26 protein-coding genes are annotated in these 24,048 nt (G+C 64.6%); 23 read left to right on the top strand and 3 right to left on the bottom strand.

Annotated features, from left to right (window positions below; genetic code table 11):
* Positions 1-21 precede the first annotated feature (21 nt).
* The 14 genes from FMQ63_RS10735 to FMQ63_RS10800 all read left to right on the top strand — a co-directional run bounded on the left by FMQ63_RS10735 (position 22) and on the right by FMQ63_RS10800 (position 13,172).
* Positions 22-816, top strand: coding sequence for an HK97 family phage prohead protease (locus FMQ63_RS10735; protein WP_011551333.1), 795 nt, complete (start codon positions 22-24; stop codon positions 814-816).
* Positions 813-1,901, top strand: coding sequence for a phage major capsid protein (locus FMQ63_RS10740; protein WP_011551334.1), 1,089 nt, complete (start codon positions 813-815; stop codon positions 1,899-1,901). The genes FMQ63_RS10735 and FMQ63_RS10740 overlap by 4 nt, the downstream gene beginning before the upstream one ends.
* Before the next feature lie 11 nt (positions 1,902-1,912).
* Complete coding sequence (locus FMQ63_RS10745; RefSeq protein WP_011551335.1) at positions 1,913-2,326, top strand: hypothetical protein; 414 nt, start codon at positions 1,913-1,915, stop codon at positions 2,324-2,326.
* 92 nt (positions 2,327-2,418) lie between these two features.
* Positions 2,419-3,075 carry a hypothetical protein gene (locus FMQ63_RS10750; protein WP_011551336.1) on the top strand — a complete coding sequence of 219 codons (657 nt, stop codon included), beginning with the start codon at positions 2,419-2,421 and terminating at the stop codon, positions 3,073-3,075.
* Positions 3,075-3,398: a hypothetical protein gene (locus FMQ63_RS10755; RefSeq protein WP_011551337.1), complete on the top strand. Its 324-nt coding sequence runs from the start codon at positions 3,075-3,077 to the stop codon at positions 3,396-3,398. Before FMQ63_RS10750 ends, FMQ63_RS10755 begins: the two co-directional genes overlap by 1 nt.
* Positions 3,398-3,817 (top strand): minor capsid protein, encoded by a 420-nt coding sequence (locus FMQ63_RS10760; RefSeq protein WP_011551338.1) that lies wholly within the window; start codon positions 3,398-3,400, stop codon positions 3,815-3,817. Before FMQ63_RS10755 ends, FMQ63_RS10760 begins: the two co-directional genes overlap by 1 nt.
* Positions 3,818-3,853: 36 nt before the next feature.
* Positions 3,854-4,270 (top strand): hypothetical protein, encoded by a 417-nt coding sequence (locus tag FMQ63_RS10765; protein WP_011551339.1) that lies wholly within the window; start codon positions 3,854-3,856, stop codon positions 4,268-4,270.
* Positions 4,271-4,281: 11 nt separating this feature from the next.
* Positions 4,282-4,707 carry a phage tail tube protein gene (locus tag FMQ63_RS10770; RefSeq protein ID WP_011551340.1) on the top strand — a complete coding sequence of 142 codons (426 nt, stop codon included), beginning with the start codon at positions 4,282-4,284 and terminating at the stop codon, positions 4,705-4,707.
* On the top strand, positions 4,707-5,369 hold the full coding sequence (locus FMQ63_RS10775; RefSeq protein ID WP_011551341.1) for a hypothetical protein: 663 nt from the start codon (positions 4,707-4,709) through the stop codon (positions 5,367-5,369). Before FMQ63_RS10770 ends, FMQ63_RS10775 begins: the two co-directional genes overlap by 1 nt.
* Before the next feature lie 31 nt (positions 5,370-5,400).
* A complete protein-coding gene (locus FMQ63_RS10780) occupies positions 5,401-5,754 on the top strand; it encodes a tail protein (RefSeq protein ID WP_011551342.1) in 354 nt (117 codons plus the stop codon).
* A gap of 221 nt (positions 5,755-5,975) precedes the next feature.
* Complete coding sequence (locus FMQ63_RS10785) at positions 5,976-8,354, top strand: hypothetical protein (RefSeq protein ID WP_011551343.1); 2,379 nt, start codon at positions 5,976-5,978, stop codon at positions 8,352-8,354.
* Position 8,355: 1 nt separating this feature from the next.
* Positions 8,356-9,117: a hypothetical protein gene (locus FMQ63_RS10790; protein ID WP_011551344.1), complete on the top strand. Its 762-nt coding sequence runs from the start codon at positions 8,356-8,358 to the stop codon at positions 9,115-9,117.
* 6 nt (positions 9,118-9,123) lie between these two features.
* The gene (locus tag FMQ63_RS10795) at positions 9,124-12,360 is read left to right on the top strand and encodes a hypothetical protein (RefSeq protein ID WP_011551345.1); all 3,237 of its coding nucleotides are present in this window, start codon (positions 9,124-9,126) and stop codon (positions 12,358-12,360) included.
* Between the two features lie 230 nt (positions 12,361-12,590).
* On the top strand, positions 12,591-13,172 hold the full coding sequence (locus FMQ63_RS10800) for a hypothetical protein (protein WP_141276608.1): 582 nt from the start codon (positions 12,591-12,593) through the stop codon (positions 13,170-13,172).
* 50 nt (positions 13,173-13,222) lie between these two features.
* Here the strand turns inward: FMQ63_RS10800 and FMQ63_RS10805 are convergent, their stop codons facing one another.
* Positions 13,223-13,885 carry a hypothetical protein gene (locus FMQ63_RS10805; protein WP_141276610.1) on the bottom strand — a complete coding sequence of 221 codons (663 nt, stop codon included), beginning with the start codon at positions 13,883-13,885 and terminating at the stop codon, positions 13,223-13,225.
* Positions 13,886-14,079: 194 nt separating this feature from the next.
* On the opposite strand from FMQ63_RS10805, the gene FMQ63_RS10810 reads away from it, so the two are divergent.
* The 9 genes from FMQ63_RS10810 to FMQ63_RS10850 all read left to right on the top strand — a co-directional run bounded on the left by FMQ63_RS10810 (position 14,080) and on the right by FMQ63_RS10850 (position 22,055).
* Complete coding sequence (locus tag FMQ63_RS10810; protein ID WP_020478240.1) at positions 14,080-14,343, top strand: hypothetical protein; 264 nt, start codon at positions 14,080-14,082, stop codon at positions 14,341-14,343.
* Positions 14,344-14,399: 56 nt separating this feature from the next.
* On the top strand, positions 14,400-14,873 hold the full coding sequence (locus FMQ63_RS10815; RefSeq protein ID WP_228556404.1) for a M15 family metallopeptidase: 474 nt from the start codon (positions 14,400-14,402) through the stop codon (positions 14,871-14,873).
* Positions 14,874-14,885: 12 nt separating this feature from the next.
* Positions 14,886-15,338, top strand: coding sequence for a hypothetical protein (locus FMQ63_RS10820; RefSeq protein ID WP_011551348.1), 453 nt, complete (start codon positions 14,886-14,888; stop codon positions 15,336-15,338).
* Positions 15,335-15,634 carry a hypothetical protein gene (locus FMQ63_RS10825; RefSeq protein WP_011551349.1) on the top strand — a complete coding sequence of 100 codons (300 nt, stop codon included), beginning with the start codon at positions 15,335-15,337 and terminating at the stop codon, positions 15,632-15,634. The genes FMQ63_RS10820 and FMQ63_RS10825 overlap by 4 nt, the downstream gene beginning before the upstream one ends.
* Before the next feature lie 367 nt (positions 15,635-16,001).
* Positions 16,002-17,324, top strand: coding sequence for an AHH domain-containing protein (locus FMQ63_RS10830; protein WP_011551350.1), 1,323 nt, complete (start codon positions 16,002-16,004; stop codon positions 17,322-17,324).
* A 3-nt stretch (positions 17,325-17,327) separates the two neighbouring features.
* Positions 17,328-17,906 carry a DUF1629 domain-containing protein gene (locus FMQ63_RS10835; RefSeq protein ID WP_020478239.1) on the top strand — a complete coding sequence of 193 codons (579 nt, stop codon included), beginning with the start codon at positions 17,328-17,330 and terminating at the stop codon, positions 17,904-17,906.
* A gap of 191 nt (positions 17,907-18,097) precedes the next feature.
* On the top strand, positions 18,098-18,961 hold the full coding sequence (locus FMQ63_RS10840) for a DUF2381 family protein (RefSeq protein ID WP_011551351.1): 864 nt from the start codon (positions 18,098-18,100) through the stop codon (positions 18,959-18,961).
* A complete protein-coding gene (locus FMQ63_RS10845) occupies positions 18,958-20,748 on the top strand; it encodes a serine/threonine-protein kinase (protein WP_011551352.1) in 1,791 nt (596 codons plus the stop codon). The genes FMQ63_RS10840 and FMQ63_RS10845 overlap by 4 nt, the downstream gene beginning before the upstream one ends.
* 92 nt (positions 20,749-20,840) lie before the next feature.
* Complete coding sequence (locus tag FMQ63_RS10850) at positions 20,841-22,055, top strand: protein kinase (RefSeq protein ID WP_011551353.1); 1,215 nt, start codon at positions 20,841-20,843, stop codon at positions 22,053-22,055.
* A 131-nt stretch (positions 22,056-22,186) separates the two neighbouring features.
* Here FMQ63_RS10850 and FMQ63_RS10855 read toward each other — a convergent pair whose 3' ends face one another.
* Both FMQ63_RS10855 and gpmI read right to left on the bottom strand, forming a co-directional pair.
* A complete protein-coding gene (locus FMQ63_RS10855) occupies positions 22,187-22,465 on the bottom strand; it encodes a double zinc ribbon domain-containing protein (protein ID WP_011551354.1) in 279 nt (92 codons plus the stop codon).
* A 19-nt stretch (positions 22,466-22,484) separates the two neighbouring features.
* The gene (gene gpmI, locus FMQ63_RS10860; RefSeq protein WP_011551355.1) at positions 22,485-24,026 is read right to left on the bottom strand and encodes a 2,3-bisphosphoglycerate-independent phosphoglycerate mutase; all 1,542 of its coding nucleotides are present in this window, start codon (positions 24,024-24,026) and stop codon (positions 22,485-22,487) included.
* Between the last annotated feature and the right edge of the window lie 22 nt (positions 24,027-24,048).

Below are 24,048 nucleotides of genomic sequence, written 5' to 3' on the forward strand. Positions count from 1 at the left end.
TCACACGCATTTACCGGGTGCATGACTGGCCCCATTACACGCTCCCTGCGGCTGAGCGCCGTTCGAAAGGACGCGGCGACGTTGAGCGCCGTCGAGTCCATTGGCGGACGGCGCGTCTTCAAGTTCAAAGCGAGTGACGGCGACTTCGACCGCTACTCGGACCGGCTGAACGTCAAAGGCTGGCGGGTGGACGGCTACAACGCGAATGGCGTCGTCCTCTACAACCACGACGACGGGGCGAGCGCCTCGTTGACTGGGGCTGAACCTCAGTTGCCTATCGGGAAGGGGCGCGTCTACGTCGAAGGCGATGCCCTGATGGTGGACATCGAATTCGACGACGAAGACGAGTTCGCGAAGAAGGTCGAACGCAAAGTTTCAAAGGGCATCCTGAATGCCGTCTCCGTCCGCTACCTCATGCTCCCTGGCCAGTACCGGCAGAACGAGCGGGGCGGCTACGACTGCGACGCGCAAGAGTTGCTCGAAGTCTCCGTCGTGACGATTCCGGGGAACTCGCGGGCCGTGCGCTCGAAGTCCCTGGACGAAGCGCCCGAAGACATCGTCGAGCGGATTGCCGCGCGCGTTGTCGAGTTGCTCGACGCGCGGGCCGAAGTGAAGTCGACGGACGAGGACGAGCAGAAGAGCGAGCCCGACGAAGAAGACATCGAGGACGAAGCGAAGTCGACGGACGAGGAAGACGTCGAGGACGAGCAGAAGAGCGAGCCCGACGAGGACGAGACGAAGGGTTTCAACGCCGCCGACGCCGCGAAGAGCTTCGTCGAGGCATTCAAGGGCTACATCCGGGGAGTGAAGGAATGACTCGCGAGCAAATCGCACAGATGGTGAAGGCGCTCGGCCCCGAGGTCGCGCGCGAGCTGATGGACGCCGCCGCTCGAAGTGCCCCGGGCCGGGCTGAGCCGGGCAACGCGCCGCGCGGGACTGGCGTCTACGCGAGCGCGGAGAACTTCGGCGGCTTCGCGAAGAGCGTCATCGCGGCCGGACGCCGCACCGGAGCCGCCGAGTTGGTCGACGCCGCGAAGCGCTTTGGCAACGCCGATGTCCAGAAGGCCGTTCAGCTCAGCAAGTTCGACTCGGCGGGTGTGCTGGTGCCCATCCAGCAGAGCGGCGAAGTGATTGAGTTCCTGCGGCCCGACGCGGCGATGCTCAAGCTGGGCGTGCGAACCCAGACGTTCAAGGGGGAGCTGCACATGGGCAAGCAAACCGGGACGTCCGTCTTCAAGTGGGTAGGGGAGGGCGAGACGGTCCCGAAGAGCGCGCCGAAGTACGGGAAGATTGTCCTCAAGGCGCACAAGGGCATGGTGCTGACCGACATCAGCAACGACTTGCTGCGCACGCCGGGCGTGGGTGACGCGGGCGTCGGCGAGGACATCCGGGCGACGGTGGCCGATGGCCTGGACGACGCGGGCTTCAACGGGGACGGGACGGGCGCCGCGCCGAAGGGGCTCTTCGCTCAGCTCGACGCCGCTCACACCTTCGCTTCCACTGGGACGACGGCAGCCGCCTACCTGTCCGACGTCGACAAGGCCGTTGAGCTGCCGCTGACGGCGCATGTCCGCATGGGCAACGCGGCGTGGGTGCTTCACCCGACGCGGGCGACGGCGCTGCTTCAGCTTCAGAATTCCGGCGTCTGGGTGTTCCGGCAGGAAATGCTCGACCGGGGGACGATTCGCGGCTTCCCCTTCGTGATGACGACCCGCGTGCCGGTGTCGCGCATCACCTTCTCGGCGGACTGGCGCCAGTTCATCTACGGCATCGACGAGGACTTGATTCTGTCCGAGCACGACGTTCGCGCCGAGTACGACGAGACGACCGTGCGCGCCATCGTGAAGGGCGACTTCAAGGTTCGCCAGCCGAAGGCGTTCAGCTCCATCACCTACACCTGAGAGGCCCCACCATGAACGCCAATTCCACCGACGCGGGCGTGCTCGTCGGCATCCGCCCTGGGACTGTGCCCGCTGCTGTGAGCGTGGGGACGCGGAACAGCGCCGCCGTCGACCGCTTCGGCTTCGACTCGTGCGTGCTGACGGCTTTGACGGGGACCGCCACTGGTGCCCCGACGGCGCTGTCGCTGGCCGCGAAGCTCCAGGAGAGCGCCGACGGCCAGAACGGATGGACGGACCTGCCTGATGCCGCAGTCGTCCCCCTCACTGCCCCCAACGCGGTGGCCCGGCTCAATGTCCGGCTGCCCACTGCGCAGCGCTACCTCCGAGTCGTGGAGACGGTGGCCCTCACGGGGGGCACATCTCCCACCCTGGGCGCGTCCAGCCTGATTGTCCTGTGCGGGCCGGACGAGATTCCCGCCACCTAGCGCCGCGCCAGGACGCATTTCCCGGGCCGGGGCTCCCCATTTCCCCAGGGGGCCCCGGCTTCGTCGTTCCTACGCCCTCCTGAGCCCCTTCCATGGCCTGCCCGACTGACCTCTGCCTTGCCGCCACCGTGGCCGCCGACCTGGGCGTGCCCTCCGACTCGCACGTCGAGCGCTGCGTCACTTCCGCCAGCAGTGCAATCGCGAGGCTGTGCAGCCGGGCCTTCGAGCGGGCCACGGTGACGGAGTACCCGGACAGCTACGGCCGCCCCTACGTCCTCCTGAGCCGCCCGCCGCTCGTCGAAGTCCTCAGCGTTGCGGAAGGGGGCGAGCTGCTCGACGCGGGGAGCTACACCCTTGCCGGGGACCTTGCTGCGGGGGGCCTTCTCTACCGCCTCGCTGGCCTCTGGCCGGTAACGGCGCGCGTCGGCGGGCTCGTCACCCTGACAGTCGAGATGCGGCAGGGGCGCCCCGATGCGCTGGCCGTGACGTACACGGGCGGCTACGTGACGCCGGGGCAAGTGGCCCTCGACGCGTCCCAGGGGCCCGTTACCCTGCCCGCCGAAGTGGAAGAGGCCGCCATCCTCGAAGCCTGCGCGCTCTACCGGGGCCGGGGCCGGGATGCGGACGTGTCCAGCGAGAGTCTCGGCGATTGGTCCGTGAGCTACCGGGAGCGGAGCGCGGGCCAGCGCCTTGCGAGCCCCCGCGCCGAGCTGCTCGTAGCGCCTCACGTCCTGTGGAGGGCCAGTTGATGAGCGGGCCCGCTTCTCTCTTCCGCCAGCGAGTGAGCTACGCCGAAGTCGTCGGCCGGGACGCCTGGGGGACTCCTCTGCTGGGGCCCATCCAGGAAGCTCCCGCGCGCATCCAACCGAGTCGAAAGCTGATTCGCGATGCCAACGGCGCCGAATTCGTCGCCTCCTTCGTCGTCTACACCGAAGCGCCCGTCACCCTGCGCCACCGACTTTGGTTCAAGGGCGACGACATCACCGACTTCAACCACGCCCGTCGCCCTGCCGCCGTTGACGAGCACGTCGACGGGGCGGGCGTCCTGCGCTACCGGAAGGTTTGGCTCTAATGGCCCGCGACACTGCTGCCGACCTCGCGACGATTCTCGCCGGTGGGGGCCTCAACCTGAGCGCCGGGGCCAACCTGTTTCTCGGCCCGACGCTCGAAGACGACGACGCCACCGTGCCGGACGTTGCGTGCTTCGTGTTGCAAACCGGAGGGGAGCCGCCGCAGAGCTACATCGGCGGGGGACGCAAGACGTACCGGACTGTCACCTGTCAGGTCCGCGTGCGCTCCGCCCGTGAGCGCTTCCGGGAGGGACAGGCGCTCGCGCTCGCGGCCCTCGACGTGCTCCACCTCGCGAGCGCCGCGCCCTACGTGCTGATTGAGGTGGACGAAGGCAGCCCCAACTACATCGGCACCGATGGAAGCGACCGCCACTGGTGGACCTTCACCGTGGATGCCTCCTTCATCGACCTGGGCGCGTGAGCCACTCGCGAAAGTCACACGCATTTACCGGGGGCAATGCCACTCAAAGTTGCTCTTGATTTCAGACTGCTCGACAAGCTGCGGAAGGTGGAGCGGCCCGTACTCGCCGACCTGGCGCCTTTGACTCGCGAACACGCGTCGACGGTGCTCCAGGCGAGCCGCGCCCTGGTGCCTGTGGGCGCTCGGGACACGGACGGCAAGCCGCCGCTTAGCACGTCCGGGTTTGTCGACGGCCCGGAGCTGAACGACGCGAAGGCGAGCGTCAGCGCAACGGCTGGGTATGCCCACGACGCTGCGGGCGCCATTCACGAAGGGTTTCACTGGGGCGAGCAACGCTTCGCCACGCCGGTCCACTTCCTGCGCAAGCCCGCCCGTCGGGGGCGCGCGAAGTTCCGCAAGACGGTTGCCGCCCAGATTCTTGCCACGCTTTCGCGACTCTTTCCGAGTCGGTAGGGAAACTACCAATGGCGACCCCTGTTGCTGCTCACCTCGACAGTGTTTCGGTGCGCTCAGACGCGAATGCCACGCAGGCCGCTGACCGCGTCGACGGTTTGACGGATGCGTCGCTCAGCGAGACGGGCGACTTCGTTGAGACGAATTACCTCGGCGGCTCGGGCTACAAGTCCCGCGTCCAGACGCTGAAGGACACCAGCGCGGACCTGTCGGGCCACTTCATGGAAGGCGACGCGCCGCAGTCCGTGCTGCGTGACGCGCGCGACGACGGAAACACCGTCTACGTGACGTTCATCTTCGACCCCAGCGCCTCGGCCGGCTCCAAGGGCAAGCGCATCCCGATGGTCGTCAACAGCTACGACGAGAAGCTGACCCCGGGTGGCGTCGTGGAGTTCACCTGCAAGCTTTTGGGCAATGGCGCCCCGGTGGCCGTCTGATGGCCGCCATCGCTGCGCATGTCGGCTCGCTGTCTGTCGCTGGTGAGCCTGCCGAGTTCCTCGAAGCCGAAGCCGTGCCCATGCCCGCGCCCGACTTCACGGGGACCGAGTTTCGAATCGCGGACCCCGAGCTTCGCCGACTCAATCCGGGAGCGCCCGTGTTCGTCGAGGTTTCCCCCAGCGGGGATGCCGACGCCTGGACACCTGCTGACGCCTACGTCGACCCGCTCTTCGGCGACGTCCACCTCGCCAGCGCTCCCGGCCCGTCGGCCCTCGTGCGCGTCTCGGGCTACGCGTTGCCCGTCCATCCGCTCGCCCTGGTGCGCTCCATCTCCCTCACGGTGACGAACGACGTCGTCGAGCTGCAAGTCATGGGGGACGCCTACAAGCGGCGTTCGGTGTCGCTCCGGGACTTCTCGGGGGAGCTGACGGGGCTGGCCCTCACGGAGCTCGAGGTTGAAGCGCTGGCTGAAGGGATTCCGCTGCTCATCGAAGTTGGCAAGGCATCCGGGGCTCAAGTCTTCCGCGCGTGGGTCAAGGTGCCTGAGCTGTCTCACAAGCTGACGCCCGGGGCCCTGTACGAGCACACGATGAAGTTCCTCGGCTTCGCCTTCCAGTCCGAGGACGGCGCCGCTTTCGCCTGGGGCTACGGCTCGCCCTGAGCTGTCTCGTTTCACACCCAAAGGAGAGTCCATGTCGAACAAGCACAAGCTGCTTGCGAAGAATCGTCGCGTCCTGAAGTCGGTGGAGGTGGACGGCGTCAAGGTGAACATCATCAAGCCGACGATGGGGGACAGGCTGCGGCTGATTGAGCAGGCCCGCGAGGCTGGCGAGATGACGGAGAAGAACGAGCCGACGGGGGACCGGGCCGGAGCGCGGATGCTGGGGCGCATCGCCGTCTGCGTGCTTCACGATGCGGAGACGGGCCGCCCGATGTTCTCCGTCAACGACATCGACGAGCTGCTCGATGAGTCGTGGCTTGAAGACCTCGCGACGGACCTGACCGACGCCTTCAACGTCAGCGAAGAGAAGATGCGGGGAAAATAGACAGCGACCCCGAAGCGAGCCTGCTCTACGGGGTTGCCTCTCTCCTGAAGCTGCCGCCCGACGCAGTCCGTGAAATGCCTTACGAGGATGTCGTCGGGCTCGTCGCCTATGCGCGAAGAGAGGCTGACGAACTCGAAAGGCGCTCTTCCAACCAACAGGCCCCAAGCGTGTCGCAGCCGGGCCAGCAGTCCATTCGGCGTTTGCGCAAGAGGTGATTCGTCATGGCTGGCGGCGGTTTGAAAGTTGGCGACTTGTATGTCGTCGTCACGGCCGCCGTTGGCGAGTTCTCCAAGTCCATGCGACGCATTGTCGCGGACGTTGCGCAGACGGCCGACAAAATCGAGAAGCTCGGGAAGAAGATTGGCGCAATCGGCGGGCTGTTCAGCGTGGGCCTGTATGGCGCGCTTGCCGCCGTGGCTGAGTTCGACAGCGGCGTCACCGAGCGGCTCGACAGAATCAAGCTCATCTTCACCAACGTCTTCGCTGAAATCGGCGAAGCCGTCCTGCCGCACATTGAGAGACTCTCCGAAGTCCTTGAACACGCGCTCGGGTGGTTCCAACGACTTGAGCCTTCGGTCAAGCAGTCCGTTGGGACAATGCTGGTATGGGGGACTGCGGCGGCGCTCGCGGGTGGCGCGCTGGGGACTGCCGCTGGCGTCGTTAAGAGCACTGCCGAAATTGTGGGTACGGTTGTCGCCCCTGCGCTGGACGGCGCGGGAAAGGCCGTCGTGCGCTTCTCCGGCTTCGTCCGTGGGGAGACTCCCGTTGTTGAGGGCAACCTGAAGAAAGTCGCGAAGGGGGCTGAGCAGGTCGACGCGAGCTTTGCTGCGGCCTTCCGCAATGCCGCCGCGCGAATCCTCGTGGTGGCGGCGCCTCTGGCCGCTGTCGCGCTCGCCGTTGCAGGCGTCGTGCTTCTGGCGGGCACGCTTTACAAGGCGTGGAACGACGCGAGCACCGGCATGCGCGATGCGTTCGTGTCTGCTTGGCGGGGCGTCACCGAAGTCGCTGGGCGCGCGGTGGCCTTCTTCCGGGAACTCTTCACGGGGCTTGGGGCCATTGTCGGGACGTGGGCACGCGGGCAGCTCGAAACGTTCGCCTTCGTCGTGCGCAACCTGGCACGCATGGCGGCGCCTCTCGCCCGCGCGCTCAACCTCGACGGCGTCGCGGCCTCGCTCGAAGGGTTGAAGGACCTGAACGGCGACGCGCTTCTCGGCGGGCTGAAGGGGTTCGCCGACGGCGCACTCGGCAAGTTGAAGGACGGCTTCGCTTCCGTTTGGGCGGACGTCTCCTATGGCGCGGGCTACGCCTTCGATGGCGTGAAGCTGATCGGCGGTGACGCTGCGGCATTCCTCCGTGAGAAGTTCGGCGGCGTCTTCGACGACATGCTCAGCGGGCCGAAGGGCAAGCTGCGCACGCCGTCCGCTGGACCGGAAATCGAAGCGGGCCGCGTCCAGATTGGGAACTTCAACGCGAAGGAGTTCCTGACGAGCGTCGGCAACGTCGCGGCCGTCATTGAGCAGGTGGCCCGGAAGAAGGCGAAGGAACTCGCGGACGCGCTGGCTCGCGCTGTCGACGAAGCGAAGCGCACCCTTACGAGCCGCTTCACGCAGGCCCTGGGCGGGCTCTACGAGCTGTTCGAGCGCTTCGAGCAAGGGATGCTCGTGGGGGGCGTGTGGGGCGGCGTCATCGCCGTGGTCGCCGAGCTGCTCGCGCAAAGCTCGACGTTCGCCACGCTGATTCAGATGACGGCGGGCTTCATCCAGTTCGTTGCCGATGCCCTCGGACGCGTGCTGGCCCCCGTGCTGCCGCTCCTCGCGTCCGCCTTCAACATGGTGGCGCCGCTGCTCGACGCCATCGTGCCGGTGCTCGAAATGCTGCTCGCGCCGCTCCAGGCGATTGCCCCGGTGCTGGAGGTGCTTGGCACGCTCTTCCAGGGACTCGCCCCGCTCATCAGCGTGTTGGGACAGATTCTCGTCGCGCTGACTCAGCCGCTGGCGTTGCTCGCGGGCCCCATCATGAAGGCGTTCTTCGCCGTCGTGCGAATCGTGGCGATGGGGATTCTCTACGTCGTGAAGGGCGTCGGCACGGTGTGGAACGGCATCATCGGTTTCATTGCCGGGGTCTTCCGTGCGCTCAGCAAGATTCCGGTTGTCGGTGGCGCCTTCGAGAAGATGGCGCGGGGACTCGACAGCATGAAAGTCCCGATGGACCAAGTCGACGGGGCGTTGAACACGCTGCGAGATACGACTTACGAGTCAGCCGCCGCGAACTCAGCCGCCGCTGTCGCTCAGTGGGAGAACGCCAACGCCACGAAGAAGGCAACCGAGGCGCTCAGCAACGTTCCTTCCGGCTTCAAGGTGGCGCTCGCACGGTTCAACGCACAGGACCCGATTACTGGGCAGTCACAAACTGTGCATGGCGCATCGCCCGTTACGTCGAGCCCTGCTGTCCCTGTGAGTGGCGGCAACGTCAGCGTTGGGCAGATTGTGATTCAGGCGGCGCACGACCCCGCTGAGACAGCACGTCAGGTCTACATCGAAATGAAGCGCGAAGCGGGCCGACGTCGCGGCAACGGCGAGTGGCTGAACGGGAGATATTGAGATGCCCTTCCTGAGCTTGAATGGCATCACCGTGCCCGTTGTCGAGGGACGGCGAAGACAGGTGAGCATCGGCGTCGACTCGCGCTCCTTCAGCGGCGTCTACCGGCTTGGGCGCCGCGCGACGCGCCAAGAGTGGGAGTTCAAGACGGGGCCTCTGTCATCCGTTGAGGCGTTGGCCTTCCGTGGGCTGATTGCCGGGGACGGTCATGCACTCGCATTCGACGGCGACACCTTCACGAGTCGGGGCCTTGCCCCATCGATTGCGACGGGGAGCCTCTTTCAAGGCGCGCGCTTCGGTGGCGGCTTCGAACTGCCCCTGGGCGTGTCTTGCTCCTGGGCGATGCAGCTCGGGCCCCGCTGGACGACGCTGCATCACCTCTTCGATGCCACGGGAGGCGTTTGGCTCCAGGTCATCAACCGGAGCGATGGGGCGCGCTGGATGCAGGGGACGGCTGCGGCGAGCGCGGGCGGGTTGATCGTCTCCAGTGGCTCACTGTCTTTGACTGGGGCGCTCAACCTGCGGCGCTTCGACGACGTTGTCGGCCTGCCGTTCATGGCTCCGGACTCGTGGGTTCCGGAGGTGGCCGCGTGGCACTCGGCTCGTGCCTGGAGCGCGTTGCCGTACCTGTCGGCGGGCGGGGCCTTTTCGGTCGGTGAGACGAAGGTGCTTGGCGAAGTGCGGGACGGCGAGTTCGTCGAATTCATCCACCAAGGGGCGCGCGTCATCGGCGAGCGACTCGAATTCACCTTGCGAGAGGTTTAGGAATCCATGCGCAGCATGTCGTCTCAGGGATTGGCGGCGCTCACGAGCCCGGCCGGACACGCTTCCCATGTTCGCGTGAAGGTGCTCGATGACGCGGGGGCGTGGCGGAATCTGAGCCAGCTTGAAGGTCGCGACTTTCTCGACGCCGTCGAGGTGGACGAGGACGTTGACCAGCCCGTTTCAGCCGCGACGGTGACGCTCAAGCGGCAAATCGAACTCTTCAGCGTGGCCCCGCTCCGGGCCGACTCGAAGCTGAATGCCGCAAACGGGCAGCTCATCCGGCCGGGGAGAGAGTTCATCGTCGAAGCTGCGGTTTCGCCCATCGGCATGTCGCCCAGCGAGAGTGAGTGGCAGACGCTGTTTCATGGCGACATCGACGAAGTCGACTTCGCAGGCGAACAGCTCGTCTTCCGTGGGCGTGACTTGGGCGGCCGGCTCCAGGACACGTTCATTGAAGTTGAGCGCGCCTATGGTGACGATGCGCAGGGCGTTGCCGTGGAGGTGGTGATGCAGGCCATCCTGACGGACAACGGGACGGGCGTGCTGCTCCATACCCCAGTGTCCCCAGGATGGAGGCTTCGTCAGTACGCGCAGAAGAAGGCGAGTGTTCTCGATGCCGTTCGCGACCTGGCTCAACAGATTGGCTGGGAGGCGCGCTATCGCTGGCGCGAGTCGAGCGGGACATTCGCTTTGACGTACTCCGAGCCCACTCGCACGAATCCACCCCTGGCGTGGGCCTTTGGTCCGGACGACTACCGCGACGTTGCGAAGCTCGTCGTCAGCAGGACGGACGTCCGCAACAGGGTGGAGGTCGTCTTCTCGGACGCGGGCGACTTGGACGTCGCGGGGCACGCGAAGACGAAGAGTGTCGTCGTCGAGGATGCCGCGAGTCAGGCCGCTTACGGCGTGCGGTACATGCAGATTGCCGAGGATGCTTCGAGCAACATCGACCGCGAAGTTGAAGCGCGGAGGATGGCGGAAGCGGCCCTGTCCGACTTGTGCGAGCCGCTCGCCGACCAGGAAATCGACCTCGACTTCTTCCTGCCGGTGGAGCTGGGCGACCTCTTTCGGTTTCACCCCAACGGCGTTCACTACTCGGACGCGCAGAACCTGGCAGTCACCGGGTTCCGCCACGTCTTCACGGCAGAGGGCGACGCACGCACGACGCTTACAACGCGCGGGAAGCCCTCCTTCGGCGTCTCCATGTGGCTGGAGATGGACACGCGTCCCGGCCTGGGCGAGCCCGCGCACACGTCCCCGCCGCTTGTCCCACTCGACATCAACGTGACGGCCGTGGTGAACGGCTTCTCGCTGTCCCTCACCCCGGCTTCGAGTGGCCCAGTTGCGTCGGGGTACGAGCTGCACGTTTCGACGTCGAGCGGCTTTACGCCGAGCAGCTCCACCCTGCGCGGGACTTTCGACACGACGGCATTCGGTGTGGCTGACCTGATGCCGGGGGCGACCTACTACGTGCGCGTGGTGCCCAGGGATAGCTACGGCAACCGGGGGGACCCATCGCCCCAATTCACCGTCACGCCGAAGCAGCTCGAAGGCGCGTCGCTGAGCGACTCCGCAGTCGGTTTCCAGCACCTGCTGTACCCGCCCACCGACAACCTCATTCCGAACGGCTACAACGAAGCGGGCATTCGCGCCGTGGGGAAGTCTCCCGACGGTGACAGGCTTGTCGAGGACCCTGTGAATGCCCGGGTTGGCCGCTGGGTGCGCCGGGTGGAGCTGGCGAACACGGGGGCATGGCCGGGGCTGAGCTGGACGGGCGGGTATGGCTCGGATGTCCCAGGCGGGCGGCTCAAGTGCTCCCCTGGAGACGAGTTCTTCGCCGAGGTTTACGTCAAGGCGTCCTCAGCGACTGTGGGGGGCATGGGAACCCTTCATTTGCTGTGGGAGGACGGGAGCGGCGTCTACGCGGGCCAGAATACGGGCGTCTTTCTGGGGCAGGTGGGAACGACGTACCGGCGTGTCACCGTGAAGGGGACGTGCCCAGCCGGTTGCACGGGGGTTCAGCTCTTCTGGGAAACCCAGGTGGCGGCGGCGGACGTGGGCAAGCGGCTCTACTTCGATGCCGTCTCCATGCGGAAGATGGTCACCTTCGACTTGCTCGCGGCGAACACCCTCAAGACGTCCAACTACGCCGAGGACGGCAGCGGCATCCCTACGGCCGGGGCGAAGCTCGACAACGTAGGAACGACGCTCAAGGTGGCCTCGAACAACGTCCAGGTGGGGCGCTACTACCTGAGCGACGGCTTCTTCCGTTCCGTGCAAGCCCTCGCGGACACGGGAAGCCGCATCTACTACCGAGGCAACAACGAGGGCGTGCCGAACATCGACCGGCTCAACATCCAGGTGATTGAGGGTTACTCCATTGCCGGGGCTGCTGGTGGAGCGGCGAACTTCACCTGGGCGCACTACCATGCCGTCATCCAGCCCCAGGCGGTGAGCGACAACCTGGATGCGCTGCGCTTCCTGGAGGTGGGTTTCTACTGGGCGTATAGCGACAGCAACGCGCCCCAGTGGCTTTACGGGACGTCGGTGCCGCTGGCCGACCGCAAGTATCAGAACGGCGCGGTCGACGGCGACGCCAGCAACGCGACGAGCGCGGGCTTCACCTTCATGTATGGCGACAGGTTCAACCGGCTGCGGGACTCGCTTTCGAACAGGATGCTTTACCTGAAGGTGCGGCTTCACAATGCAAGCGGCTACAGCGCCGAGCGGTGGTTCTTCCCTCCGAGCAGCTACAACGTCAACATGGTGAGGAGTGCGACAGGGCCCGCGTCAACGCCCACTGGCGGCGGTGGAGGTGGCGGGGGCTCGCACGGAACCTGTGTCGCGCCGTGGGAGCCGGTGTTGCTCAGCGATGGTTCGGAAGTGCCTGCCGAGATGCTCCGGCCTGGGATGAAGGTGCTCACCATGCACGAGCACGAGAGAGACGGCGGCATCTTCGAGGTGACGCACGTCAGCAGGCATCAGGCGGCGCGTTGCACGCTCACGATGACGGATGGGCGCGCTGTCGTCGTGACGCCGGACCATCGCTGGCGGACGTTCGAGCGCGGATGGATTCGCACCGACGAACTGCGCCCCGGAGAGACCATCGATGGTGTCGCTCCGGGGCGAGTGGCGCGCGTTGAGCCTTCGGCGGCTGGCGACGTGATGAAGATCTCCGTTCGGTTCGCGAAGACCTACGTTGTGCAGGGACTACTTGCCCATAATCTGAAGCCGAGAGACTAAAGGAGCTCCAATAGAGGTGAAATGGTTGGCGATTCCGAGGGTGCGGTTGCCGCCCCTGGATTTGCTCGGTCCGTAGCTCAAGCGACGCAGAGCTTCCTATTGGTGATACGTCTAGATTGAATCAATTTGCGGACTCTTGAGTCAATTAAATGCATCCCTGCTGAAAATGCGTCTGCCCTGGAGTTGGTGGTGGGTCGCAAGTGACTCGGGTTGGTCAGTTTGTCTTTCGCATGATGCTCGTGTATTTCGACGCCATGGGCTTGGTCGCAGCATGGCTTGTTCTTGTGGGAATCCTTGGAGTTCCGCTTTGGCTGTTTTTGTCTGGCGTTATGCGCGGCTATTACGGGGAGGCCCGCTGGAACGCTTCGAATGGGCTCCTGCGGCGGAGGTGGTCAATGAAGTACTCGGCTGTCGCGCTCCTGATTGCGTTAGGGGGAAGCCTGGTTGCCGAAATTGACAAGCGCCGGGAACGTAAGGAACTGGAAGCTAGCGACCCATGTCGTTATTTAAGGGCAGAAATGCAGCGTAAGCATCCGGGCCTGGATGACTTAGCAATCCGCCATGTTCGCGAAATGATGGCGCTTGAGAAGAGAGAGCGTCGGCGGCAGTTGTTTTTGGAGTTGCAGTCACTGAGTGAGCCGGACCTGCTTGAAGATCCGGACAGGGCGACAGAGTATGCGTTGCGCCAAGTTGAGCGTGAGCATGTGATGAATCGTCAGAATGCAGAGGCTTGGCGTGAGCTATCTGAACGGCATGAATGGGAATGGGCGAAGGCATGTGAATTGGCAGAGAGCGCTCCAGGCAGTCGGTGAGGCGCGAGTGATGTGCTGAGATGGATGGCGTGCTGACTTTGGTGCGGCGGTTAAGATTTGGATGTCCAGTTCGGTGTCTGTGTGAGCCCTGAGAGTTCGCGCTGTTTTTCAGCTAGTTTTTGGCGAATGCGTTTGGCGAACGAACTGTTTCGAATTGAAGGCACGGCCAGTGCTGTATGTGGGTTGTTTTCTGTGTTGTAGAATTCGATTGGAAGGTGTGCGCTTCCAAGGCCGGTGAATTCAATCTTGTTTCTGTCCATGTCCTTTGTGTGCGAGAGGACATCTGCTTGATCGTCTTCATCAAGCCACGCCCACCCGGAGTGTAGTAGCTTGATGGTTTCGCTTCCTGTGTCAAGGGCGAGTGTGTAGAATTTGTCTTGAACTTCGTATGCCTTTTTGCTTATGGGAGATCGGTCCGTCCCAGGAGGTGCCTTGTCTTGATCTTGTTGCGCGTTCGCGACTGTCCAGAGTTCGTCGGCGCATTCGACTCGGGCGTTTGTTGTCTCTAGTAAGAATGAGAGGGGACCGTAGAGTTTCTCTATTTGGTTTCTTAAGTAGTCGGCACGTCGCGCGCGGCTCGCCAGTGAGTCCTGTAAATCGCGCTTTGTGTGCTCTAGCATATTGTTGAAGCGCAGCGAGAACCTTCCGACAATGATTGCAGTTGCGACGGCAGGTCCGAGAATCTGTATTAGAAGCTTGATCCATTCGGGCATTGTTTGTTTTCTCCGGTAGGAAGGGCGACAAGGATGAACAATGTAGGGATGGGGGGAAGCTAAATGCTGCGAGCTTAGCAGAACTTGTACTGTCGGGGTGTATTCCTAGCCCGAGCCACTTCCAGAATCCGCACGCATTTACCGGGGGCACCCTTTGACCCGGTGGCGCTGTGACCGCAGAAGAGACTCAGTCCGTGCAGCTCGTCGTCGGTTCCCTGCTTGGAACGGCGGGAATCGGTGTCCTTACCTGGGCCGCGAAGTCCCTGGTCGGGGAGATTCGCGCCCTCGTTGAGAAGGTCGCGCGGCAGGACGAGCGCATCAACGCCCTTGCGGTAGAGCTGGGGGCCTTGCGGCGCTGGCGCGACGAGTTCGCCGTCGGCCTTCCTGTCCAGGTCCGGCAGACGGTGGAGCTGGAGCTTCTTCGCAGGACCCAGGCCGCGTCGGGGGATTCCCGATGACCCGGGCCAACTTCCATCGCGTCGACCTTGACCGTGTCTTCCTGCCATTCGTCGCCGTGTCCCTAGAGGTCATCACGCGCTGTGCGGCTCGGGGCGTCCGCTACGTCGCGACCCACGGCTTCCGTGACCTGCCGGAGCAGGCAGAGCTGCGTCGGCTGTACGTGGCGGGCAAGGGCGGCAAGGCATCGCCCGCAGGCCTGTCCGCGCACAACTACGGCCTCGCCTTCGACTTCGTCTGTGACGCGAGCCCGCGACCTGGCGTGCAGCCGGATTGGCGCGAGTCGGCTTACCGCGTGCTGGGTGACGAATCCACGAAGGCGGGACTCGTCTGGGGCGGCAGGTTCGGCGACTCCCCCCATGTGCAGTGGCCGGGCTACGTGAGCGCGCTTCAGCTCACGCCGCTTCGTACCCTGGTCCAGCAGAGTTCCCTCGCCGACGTGTGGGCTCGCCTCGATGCCGAGCGCCTGTCGCCGAAGTGGCGTGCAGCAAACCCGAAGCTCGCGGCCGAACTGGAGCGGCTGGGCTTCTAACCCGGAGGCAACATGGTTGACGCTGGTGTAGTCGGGCCGAACCCCGAGCAGTTCGAGGAGTTCGCGCGCCTTCTTCTCAATGCCGTGACGAGCAGGAACTACGCGCTGCTCGCCGCCCTGGTGGTGGTGGTGCTCGTCTACCTGCTGCGGAGGTTCGGTGGCGGGTTCGTCCCGTTCTTCAATACCGACAGGGGCGGCGCCGTTCTCGTGCTGGGCGTCTCCCTCGCCGGAGCGGTAGCGAACGCGCTTGCTGCTGGGGCTCCGTTCTCGTTGGCGCTGATGCTGACCGCGCTGCAAGTCGCCCTGACGGCTGCTGGTGGCTTCACCATCATCAAGCGGATTCTGTTCGGGAGCGCCGCCATGGCCCGCGCTGAGCTGGCGGGGGCGCTTGCCGCTGGGCAGGTCGCGGAGAAGGCCGCAGCGATTGCCGTGCTGGAACAGCTCGACTCCCGGGGCGGCAAGTGAAGCTCGGCGCGCTCGTGCTGGCCGTGCTGCTCGCGCTTCCCGCGTCGGGCTCGGAGGTCGTCAGCGTCGAGCGCGCTCAGCTCTTCCCGGATGGAGGTTCGGCAGCCGTTGAGGTGGAGGGCGGCTGCTGGCTGGCGGAAAGCCGCTGCATTCGAACCGCTTCGGAGATTGCGCGGCTGCGCGCCGAGAACGAGTCGTTACGCCAGCAGGCCGGGGACGTGTCCTTCACGGTCGCCGTTGTGGCCCTGCTTGCCGGGCTTGGGGCCGGGTTCGCCGTTGCGAGGCTCGCGAATTGATAGTGGGCGGCTACGGAATCGGCGCGGTTGGTCTGGGACCTCGCGACGCCGTGAACTACGTACACACCGCAGCCGCCCAGCCGCCTTCATACAGAAGCGACACTGAATGGTAAAGTGGGCCCGCCGAAATGCCCCACGGCCCAGAGGGAGGGGACGGCCTAGCGGTCGCCGATTGTGCTCTTCGGCGGTGACCATCGGCGCGCTGCTCGTCGGGCTGCTTCGTTAGTCTGTCCTGGGCGCGGTAGAGGCCGGTGATGCAGTAGACCTTCAAGGTTTCCATCGTCTCGTAGGACCATGGAGATTGTCAGACTCGGCTGGTATGTGGCCCCTTGCTTGCCGATGTGCTGGCGGCTGACCCGGGGGCTACATGAGAGCTTTAGGAATTGCTGCACTGTTGCTGCTTGCGAGCGGGTGCGCGTCGACTCGTGTCGTGCATCTGCACACTGGGGGCGGAGAGCCAATCGCCTTCACTCCAGTTGAGTCCGACCCTGTCGAGATAGGCAAAGACGAGTTCAAGCGTGCCGTTGCGCAGCTCGTGCTCGACATGCGGCTCGACGTCGCCTTCAGGGAAGTTGAGGAGGACGGTCGCCGCTCGTTGCTCGCATCGTCCGAGGGCTTCGTTGACGGCGCGCAAGGCAGATCGGTCCCTTCGGCATACGAGCGCATTTGCCAGCGGCAGGACGAGCCCCATAGCTGCCTGAGCATGCTGTCCGGTGGGTTCTCGCTGGGCCCCTCTGAACGGCGAATGCTCGCGCTCTACTTCGCGCTCGACACGGTGTGGGTCGGCGTCGAGGACGCGATTCGGGACATGGTGAACCCTGCCGCCCTGCGGGCGATGGTCACGACGATAATCGGAACGGCGCTCGTGATGCTGGTCGCGCCTGAGCCCATTACGAAGGTCATCGCGATTGCCCTTACGGCCTCTCTCATCGCCTACCTTGGGACCGGGCCGGTGTGGAATCTCGGGCAGGGGTTTCTGCGCTTGCTTGACGAGTCCCGGGACGCGGCGGGCTTCGCGGACCTGGAGCGGGCTGGGCATCGCTTCGGGAAAGTGCTGGGCGACAACGGGGCCCGTGTCCTGGTGATCGTCGCGCTGTCCGCGCTGGGCGGGAAGAGCGCGATGGCGGCACAGGGACCGAAGATGCCGGGCTTTGCCCAGGCTTCTTCCCGGGCGCAGCTTGAAGGGGGCTTCCAGCTAGCGGGCGCGCTGGCCGGGGAGGTTCAGGCAATCTCGATTTCGTCGGCCGGGGTGCTGAACGTGACGCTCGCACCGACAGCGGTTGCCGCGGTCGCGATGGGCGCAGGCGAAGGCGCTGGGGCTGTGGTGGGCGCTGTTGGAGGCATTCAGGGCGACCCCGACGGCAAGGTGCATCACATCTGCACTGATAAGAACACCGTTTCCGATGTGACCGGTGGCCCCTGGACTCAGAGGTTCGAGCGAATCTTTAGACGGGCTGAAATGAAGCTGAGTGATTCAGAGAACCTTGTGAAAATCCGAGGGCATAAGGGGCCGCACCCTCGAGAGTATCATGAGGCGGTTTTTGAACGGCTGGAGTTCGCGACTCAGGGATGTCGTGGGACCGCTAGATGCCGGGCTCGGTTGGTGGAAGAGCTTGCCAAGATTGCTCGGGAACTCATAAAGGAAGGGTCGGAACTGCGCTCCCTTATCACCAAAGGGGCCCGGGAATAGAGCATGGAACGGCGCTACTTCAGTCTGAAAATGGATGTATACGTGAAGGGCGATCATTGGAGCCTTGACGATCCAATCGACGCGCAGGGGCGGCAGCTTGATGATCTGTGGCTGTTCAGGGACGGGAAGCCTGTTGAACTTCACGAAAAGCTCAGAGTTCCAATCGAGCGACCAGGAGAGCCCCTGGATATTGAGTTCGCGGGAACCGCGTTCACGCCTGTCGTTAGTGAGCGGGTCGCGTCTGTTTTTCGCGAGATGGCTGCCGATGACACTCAGCTCTTTCCTGTGGAGATTGAGGGGCAGGTAAGGCCATTTTTTGTTTTGAATGTGGCGCGGGAGATTCGTTGTATTGACGATGGTGCATGCAGGGAGGTTCAGTTTTTTACTGCCGATGAGGAATTGCATGCAGACCGTGCCGGACAGTACAGGTCCGTTATGGGCCTGCGCATCGACAAGTCCAAAGTGGGCAACGTCAGGGTGTTCCGTCTGTGGGGCTGGAACATGCCGATCATCGTTGACGAAGAGATCAAGGATGCCCTCGAAGCGAACGGCATCTTCGGCGGCAAGTTCGAGGAGGTCTGAACCGCCCCACCGCAGTCCCTGACCTCGCCCCGGCGTCGCTCACAGTTGCGCCGGGGCGAGCTGCTTTGCGCGAGGGGCGTTCCGTTGGGCACAAGGAGGCGCCTGACTCTCCCGGGAGCGGGGCGCGGTAGATGGTCCCACTGCGCGCGGCTTCCTGGTGGTAGCTTCTGGCACCGGGAGGTCATGCGCCCTTGAGCCAACCGGCCAGATTGGTCCTTACTCTTGTTCTCGTGTGGGGGACTGCGACGCCAGTCGCGGCGGCGCAAGTGGAGCGCGCTGTACGCAAGCGCTCAGTGGTCGTCGCCACTAACCCCACCGATGCCCTCCCTGTCGTCCGGGTGGCGCGCGACACACCGACGGTCCTCCTGTTCCCGGCCCCCATCAACCGGAAGACCCTCACCTTCGACGAGTCGAGGATTCACGTCCTGGATGCCGGTGAGCGGTCGGTCATCGTTCAGCCGGTGGCCGACCTTGCCGAAGGCGAGCGCTACGAAGTTGGGGTCTTCTTTGCGGATGGCAGGGCGCCCGCGCGAGCTGCTTTCTCGCTGGTGACAGACCCGGCCGAAGTGGACATTCAGATCAATGTTCAGCGCCCAGAATTGGCGGGTGCGACATGCCCCGTTGATGAGCCGCGAGCGCCCAGCCCCGAAGACTTCGTGTTGCTGGGACTTGTTGATAAGGAAGGTGTCTCAGCTACGCCCATTAAAAGGTCCCGAGATGCAACGCAGGGGATTTCAGTTGTCTCTGCGATTGCCTATCGTGGAAACGGTTGGGTGCTTGTAGATGCAGATATACGTAATGAGGCCGGACATTCGCCGTGGACGCCAAGAGTCGCCACATTGACCGGCCGCGTTGGACTGCCTCTAAAGGCTCGGATTGTCCAAGTTGATTCGGGGGCAATTCCAGCAGGGGGATACGGGAGAGTTCTCATAGCTACTGAGACATCGCAGTTGAGTGCGAGCCCAGTGTTTACTCTGGAGATTGTTGGAGACGGGCGCACACTGACGCTTCCCAATGTGCGTTTGCCGAAGGCCGCTTCTGCGAGGGCTCCATGAACGTGATTTCGATATTCCCGCGTGCTGGGATGTCCGTTGATGGTTGGCGTGTCATCAGGGAGCTTGGGAACGGTGGTTTTGCAGTCGTTTTCCTAGTTGAGAAACACGGCCGCAGAAGTGCGCTCAAGGTGGCGCGCCACCGAGATTCAAGCGGGGACGAAAAGCAAACTCACGCAAGGACGCTCCGGGAGCTAGCGGCGCTCCTTCTCCTGGACCATCCGAACATCGTCAAGCATCGTGGGTATGGGTACTCCGAGCATGGGAACGTCTATCTCGCGCTTGAATATATTGATGGTTGGACGCTAGCGGAGTGGGCGGAACGAAAACACCCCACGGTGCGGGAGGTCTTGCAAGTCTTCGACAAGCTTTGCTCCGCACTGTCATACATGCACAGTCGCGGCGTCCTGCATCGGGATTTGAAGCTGTCCAACGTTCTGATTCGAAAGAGCGATGGAGAGCCAATCATCATCGACTTTAGTTGTGCGAACTACTCATTGGCCGAAGAGCTTACGGATGCGGGCTTGCCCCCAGGCACGGACCGCTTTCGCGCGCCTGAGCAATTCCAATGGCTCCGAGAGCACAAGGCGGAGCACCGCGCGAAGTACGCCTTTCAAGTCGCGGACGAGATTTTCGCGATTGGTGCGATGCTCTATGAGTTGCTGACCGACCCCCGCCCGACCGAGATTCAAGCGCGCTTTTCGCTCAACAGTACAGTCGCATTGCCCCCGCCCGCGCGTGCGTTGAACGTGCGCGTGCCGGAAGCGTTGAACGACCTCGTCGCGAGCGTCCTATCGCGGGACCCTGCAAAGCGCCCCGTCGACACCGAGGCACTACGTCGCGAACTAGGCGAACTCCTGGCCTATTCGAGCGCGGAGTACCTGACCCCGGTGCATCCACCGTCCGAGCAGCGGCAGGAGGAACCATCTGAACAGCGGGTGCCCCCAGTTGCGGACCCAAGCCTTCCTGGGGCGCCTACGCGTTCTGTCCGGGGATGGCGCGGGCTCCTAGGGGGCCTAGCGGCCCTCATCGTGCTCGTCGTGGCAGGGGGCTTCTGGCTCAGCCAGGGGGAACCTCCGCAGCCACGAGAGCCGCAGGTTGCTAGTGCGCCACCGGCTCCTAGTTCCCCACATTCCGCGCCGCTCACATCGGCCGCCCCTGCTATGTCACCAGTTAGCCCCCCGCCTGTGCCATCGACGGGCCTCGCGACTGCCGCACCGAAGGAAGGTTCAACCGTGAAGACGACTCCGTCACCCGAGGTCCCACCCCAAGGCCGCCAGCCACGCGGTAGGGCGAAGGCCACCGCTGTTGCCGACTGCGCGACGATGACGCTCGTTGCGGCGCTCGCGGCGGGCTGCCCCGGAGCCCAGATGCGTCCCGAGTCGTTCACCTGCCCGGCTGATGCGGAAGAGGTAATGCGGGAGGATCTTCGTTGGAGGGTGAACCAGCGTTTCGTGCTCACCTTAAATGCCCGGCATGGCCCGGACGATGACGTGTGGTTCACGGCTGGTTCGGAAGTGGTGGGAGTGGTTCCGAAGGGCGTCCCCTCGGACCAGCGAGCGGTTACCCCACCAGGGACACGCTTCTACGGCAAGGCTTACTTCCTATCGGACCGAATGGGCCGCTCGGAGGGGCCTGCATTGGTCATCCGCTATGACCGCGTGAAGCTGCCGGGGCAGGATGAACGTCCCATCTGCTTCGTCGTCGAGTCTCACTCTGAGGTTTACGAAGACGGTCGGGTGAAGTCGTACAATTCGGGAGGGGGTTACGTCGTTGACCGCTGGCCCTGAGATCCCGGACAGGACGTAATAGGTAGGAGGCCGAAATTGGGCCGACCAAGCCGTTTTGTCCTGGTGACCTGTGAAGGCGTTCCCTCGGCTGGATGCGGCAGGTAGCTTCCTTTGCCGCGTTGGTCGCGAGTCTGCGCACGAGGGGAAACGGCATGTCGCAAGCAATCGAGTTCAAGATCCCGCCAGGGGCGATTCTCTTCTCGGCGGATGGCGTCGGCTACGAGTTCCGCGAGGACTTGGGGCCGACGCACCATGGGATGTCCCTCTTCGTGGCGCGGCTTCGAAACTCCTCGGGGGAGCCTCGGGGAAAGGTGCTGCTGAAGGCGGTCCCTGCGCCATCGGTGAAGGAGGGGGGGCGGGTTCGGCGGGCACGAGCAAAGCTTGATGAGCAGGTTCGTCTTGCCACCTCCCTCGCGCACCCGGCAATCCTCAAGGTTCACGGGCTCCACAAGGTAGAGGGCTACTGGTACGTCAGCGCTGAGCATCCATCCGGGAACTCCCTGAATGAGTTGCTGACGCTCGCGGTCGAGTGCCGTCGATGGTTCTCGCCCCTCTTCGTGATGTTCGTAGGCTCGCAGGTGGCGGCAGCTCTTGAGCACGCGCACACGGCGAAGGATGCCAGCGGACGCCCATTGAACATCGTTCACCGAGCCATCGACGTCGCGCACATCTTCATCGACTGGGACGGGACGGTTCGGCTCGGCGACTTCGGTCTCGCGCTGTCCAACTTGCCGGGGCGCGTGGCTTCCTCTGTTCGCGGCCCGCGAGGAGACTACTTCTATTCGTCGCCTGAGATGCTGCTTGGCGGGCCCGTAGACGCGCGCTCGGACCTCTTCATGTTGGGGGTGGTGCTGCTCGAAATGGCGACGGGAAAGAATCTGCTCTTCCACCCGGACGCCCTCACGCCCGAGGTCATGGGCTCTTTGTCTGTGAAGAGTCGTCGGCGAGTCATTCAGGCCATCAAGCGGGCCACGCTGGCCGGGGCGTCACCCATGGTGGAGGACGCGATTTGGCGTGCCGCGACGCTGACGGATGCGGACGTGGACGCGATGACGGAGGGGCTTCCCCAGGGGCTTCGCGTGACGCTGAACCGGCTTCTTCGGGTCTCCCCTCGCGAGCGCTACCAGTCCGCCGGAGAGCTGGCCAAAGACCTAGCGGGCTGGGTTGGGGGCACCTTCACGAAGGCTGATGCCGCTGCGGAACTCAGGGCGCGTGCAGCTCAGGCAGAAGAGATGTTGGATGCGCTGGGGCTCACGCCGCCTCGCGGTCGCGGCAAGCGCCACCCGGATGACGTGACGACGTCCTGACCGGCAGACGGGGCGGGAGGGGAGCCGTAACAACGAAATGACAACGAGAAGCGGTCGGGGGCGAACTCGGGCGGACACTTACCGCACTGCAACCCTTCGAAAGTACATGCGCCCGACGGAACAAGGGGCCTTTACATCGCATACTTGAACCGGTGGATGGCGCGCGCCAGGGGCCCCTCGTGCGCGAAGGGCGCCCAGGCGCGAGTGAAGGGCGGCGGGGTGGCGCGGCATCGGGGGCACGTCTCCCCGGGAAACGCACCGGGCTCCGCGCAGGTGCGGCAGCACGCGGGAGGAAGCCGCTCCACCGCGGTGTCGCACGTCTCGCAGAAGAAGCCCTCTGGGCCCGGCAGCACCTTCGTGCACGCGAGGCACGAAGGGGGATAGAGCACGTCCAGCAGGGCTTTCAGCACGGGCCGTGCCCCACGCGCATCACGGCAGCAGGCCCTGGCGGTTCATCTCCTTGGACTGCGGCAATCCCATCACCTTGCACAGGGTGGGCGCGATGTCCGCGAGGATGCCCGGGCGCAGCTTCTGCCCGCGGAAGTCCGGGTGGATGAGGTGGAAGGGCACCGGGTTGAGCGTGTGCGCGGTGTGGGGCTCGCCCGTCTCCAGGTCCACCATCTGCTCGCAGTTGCCGTGGTCGGCGGAGATGGCCAGCACCCAGCCGTTGCGCTCGCACGCCTTGCCCAGCGCGCCCAGGCATTCATCCACCGCCTTCACCGCCTTCATCGCCGCGTCCAGCCGCCCGCTGTGGCCCACCATGTCCGGGTTGGCGAAGTTCACCAGCGCGAAGTCGTACTTCCCGGAGTCGAGCCGCTTCACCAACTCGGCCGTGACTTCGTAGGCGGACATCTCCGGCTTCAAGTCGTACGTCTTCACGTCGCGCGGGCTGGGCACCAGGTGCCGGTCCTCGCCCGCGTAGACGACCTCGCGGCCGCCGTTGAAGAAGAACGTGACGTGCGCGTACTTCTCCGTCTCCGCCGTGCGGAACTGGCGCAGCCCCTGGCGTGACAGCAGCTCCGGGAAGATGTCCTGCGGCTGGTCCGGCTCGAAGAGCGCCGGCAGCTTGAAGGTCTCGTCGTACTGGGTCATGCACACGTAGCGCCCCAGCCGCAGCCCGCCCCGGTCGAACTCCTTGAACTCCGGGAACGCCAGGGCCTGCGTCAGCTCCCGCGCCCGGTCTGCGCGGAAGTTGAAGAAGATCACCGCATCGCCATCCTGGATGCGGCCCACCGGCGTGCCGTCACCGGCGGCCAGCACCGTGGGCTTCACGAACTCGTCGGTGACCTTCTCCGCGTAGGACGCACGGATGGCGCTCAGCGCGTCCGGCGCCTTGGGCCCGCGGCCGAACACCAGCGCCTCGTAGGCCTGGTGCACCCGGTCCCAGCGCTTGTCGCGGTCCATGGCGTAGAAGCGCCCGGTCACGGTGGCGATGCGGCCGGTGTGCGTCTCATGGAGGAAGCGCTCCAGCTCCTCCACGTAGCCCAGCGCGCTCTGCGGCGGCGTGTCACGCCCGTCCAGGAAGGCGTGCACGTAGACATGGGCCACGTTGCGTTCCTTCGCGGCCTTGAGCAGCGCGAACAGGTGGTCCATGGAGGAATGGACGCCGCCGGGCGACACCAGCCCCAGCAGGTGCAGGGCCTTGCCGTCCGCCTTCACTCCGTCGAGGGCCGCGCGAAGCACGGGGTTCTGCGCCAGCTCTCCGGACTCCGCGGCGCGATTGATGCGCACCAGGTCCTGGTAGACGATTCGCCCGGCGCCGATGTTGGTGTGGCCCACCTCGGAGTTGCCCATCTGCCCCTCGGGCAGGCCCACGGCCAGACCCGCCGTCTGCAGCTCGGTGAAGGGGTAGGGGCTCGCCAGCTTGTCGAGGTGCGGCGTGCCGGCCAGGACGATGGCGTTGTTGTCACGCTCCTGGCGAATACCCCAACCATCCAGGATGCAGAGCAGGACCTTGTGCGCGGGCGTCATGCTCCGAACCCTAACCATGCAG

This window comes from Myxococcus sp. CA005, from assembly GCF_006518205.1.
Classification (GTDB): domain Bacteria; phylum Myxococcota; class Myxococcia; order Myxococcales; family Myxococcaceae; genus Myxococcus; species Myxococcus xanthus.

Bases quoted from the DNA above. Each gene is read 5' to 3' on its own strand.
- FMQ63_RS10845 (WP_011551352.1), top strand. From the start codon at position 18,958: ATGAACGTGATTTCGATATTCCCGCGTGCTGGGATGTCCGTTGATGGT.
- FMQ63_RS10785 (WP_011551343.1), top strand. From the start codon at position 5,976: ATGGCTGGCGGCGGTTTGAAAGTTGGCGACTTGTATGTCGTCGTCACG.
- FMQ63_RS10740 (WP_011551334.1), top strand. From the start codon at position 813: ATGACTCGCGAGCAAATCGCACAGATGGTGAAGGCGCTCGGCCCCGAG.
- FMQ63_RS10745 (WP_011551335.1), top strand. From the start codon at position 1,913: ATGAACGCCAATTCCACCGACGCGGGCGTGCTCGTCGGCATCCGCCCT.
- FMQ63_RS10780 (WP_011551342.1), top strand. From the start codon at position 5,401: ATGTCGAACAAGCACAAGCTGCTTGCGAAGAATCGTCGCGTCCTGAAG.
- FMQ63_RS10735 (WP_011551333.1), top strand. From the start codon at position 22: ATGACTGGCCCCATTACACGCTCCCTGCGGCTGAGCGCCGTTCGAAAG.
- FMQ63_RS10805 (WP_141276610.1), bottom strand. From the start codon at position 13,885: ATGCCCGAATGGATCAAGCTTCTAATACAGATTCTCGGACCTGCCGTC.
- FMQ63_RS10755 (WP_011551337.1), top strand. From the start codon at position 3,075: ATGAGCGGGCCCGCTTCTCTCTTCCGCCAGCGAGTGAGCTACGCCGAA.
- FMQ63_RS10795 (WP_011551345.1), top strand. From the start codon at position 9,124: ATGCGCAGCATGTCGTCTCAGGGATTGGCGGCGCTCACGAGCCCGGCC.
- FMQ63_RS10775 (WP_011551341.1), top strand. From the start codon at position 4,707: ATGGCCGCCATCGCTGCGCATGTCGGCTCGCTGTCTGTCGCTGGTGAG.
- FMQ63_RS10820 (WP_011551348.1), top strand. From the start codon at position 14,886: ATGGTTGACGCTGGTGTAGTCGGGCCGAACCCCGAGCAGTTCGAGGAG.
- FMQ63_RS10760 (WP_011551338.1), top strand. From the start codon at position 3,398: ATGGCCCGCGACACTGCTGCCGACCTCGCGACGATTCTCGCCGGTGGG.
- FMQ63_RS10750 (WP_011551336.1), top strand. From the start codon at position 2,419: ATGGCCTGCCCGACTGACCTCTGCCTTGCCGCCACCGTGGCCGCCGAC.
- gpmI (WP_011551355.1), bottom strand. From the start codon at position 24,026: ATGACGCCCGCGCACAAGGTCCTGCTCTGCATCCTGGATGGTTGGGGT.
- FMQ63_RS10830 (WP_011551350.1), top strand. From the start codon at position 16,002: ATGAGAGCTTTAGGAATTGCTGCACTGTTGCTGCTTGCGAGCGGGTGC.
- FMQ63_RS10765 (WP_011551339.1), top strand. From the start codon at position 3,854: ATGCCACTCAAAGTTGCTCTTGATTTCAGACTGCTCGACAAGCTGCGG.
- FMQ63_RS10800 (WP_141276608.1), top strand. From the start codon at position 12,591: ATGATGCTCGTGTATTTCGACGCCATGGGCTTGGTCGCAGCATGGCTT.
- FMQ63_RS10835 (WP_020478239.1), top strand. From the start codon at position 17,328: ATGGAACGGCGCTACTTCAGTCTGAAAATGGATGTATACGTGAAGGGC.
- FMQ63_RS10790 (WP_011551344.1), top strand. From the start codon at position 8,356: ATGCCCTTCCTGAGCTTGAATGGCATCACCGTGCCCGTTGTCGAGGGA.
- FMQ63_RS10850 (WP_011551353.1), top strand. From the start codon at position 20,841: ATGCGGCAGGTAGCTTCCTTTGCCGCGTTGGTCGCGAGTCTGCGCACG.
- FMQ63_RS10770 (WP_011551340.1), top strand. From the start codon at position 4,282: ATGGCGACCCCTGTTGCTGCTCACCTCGACAGTGTTTCGGTGCGCTCA.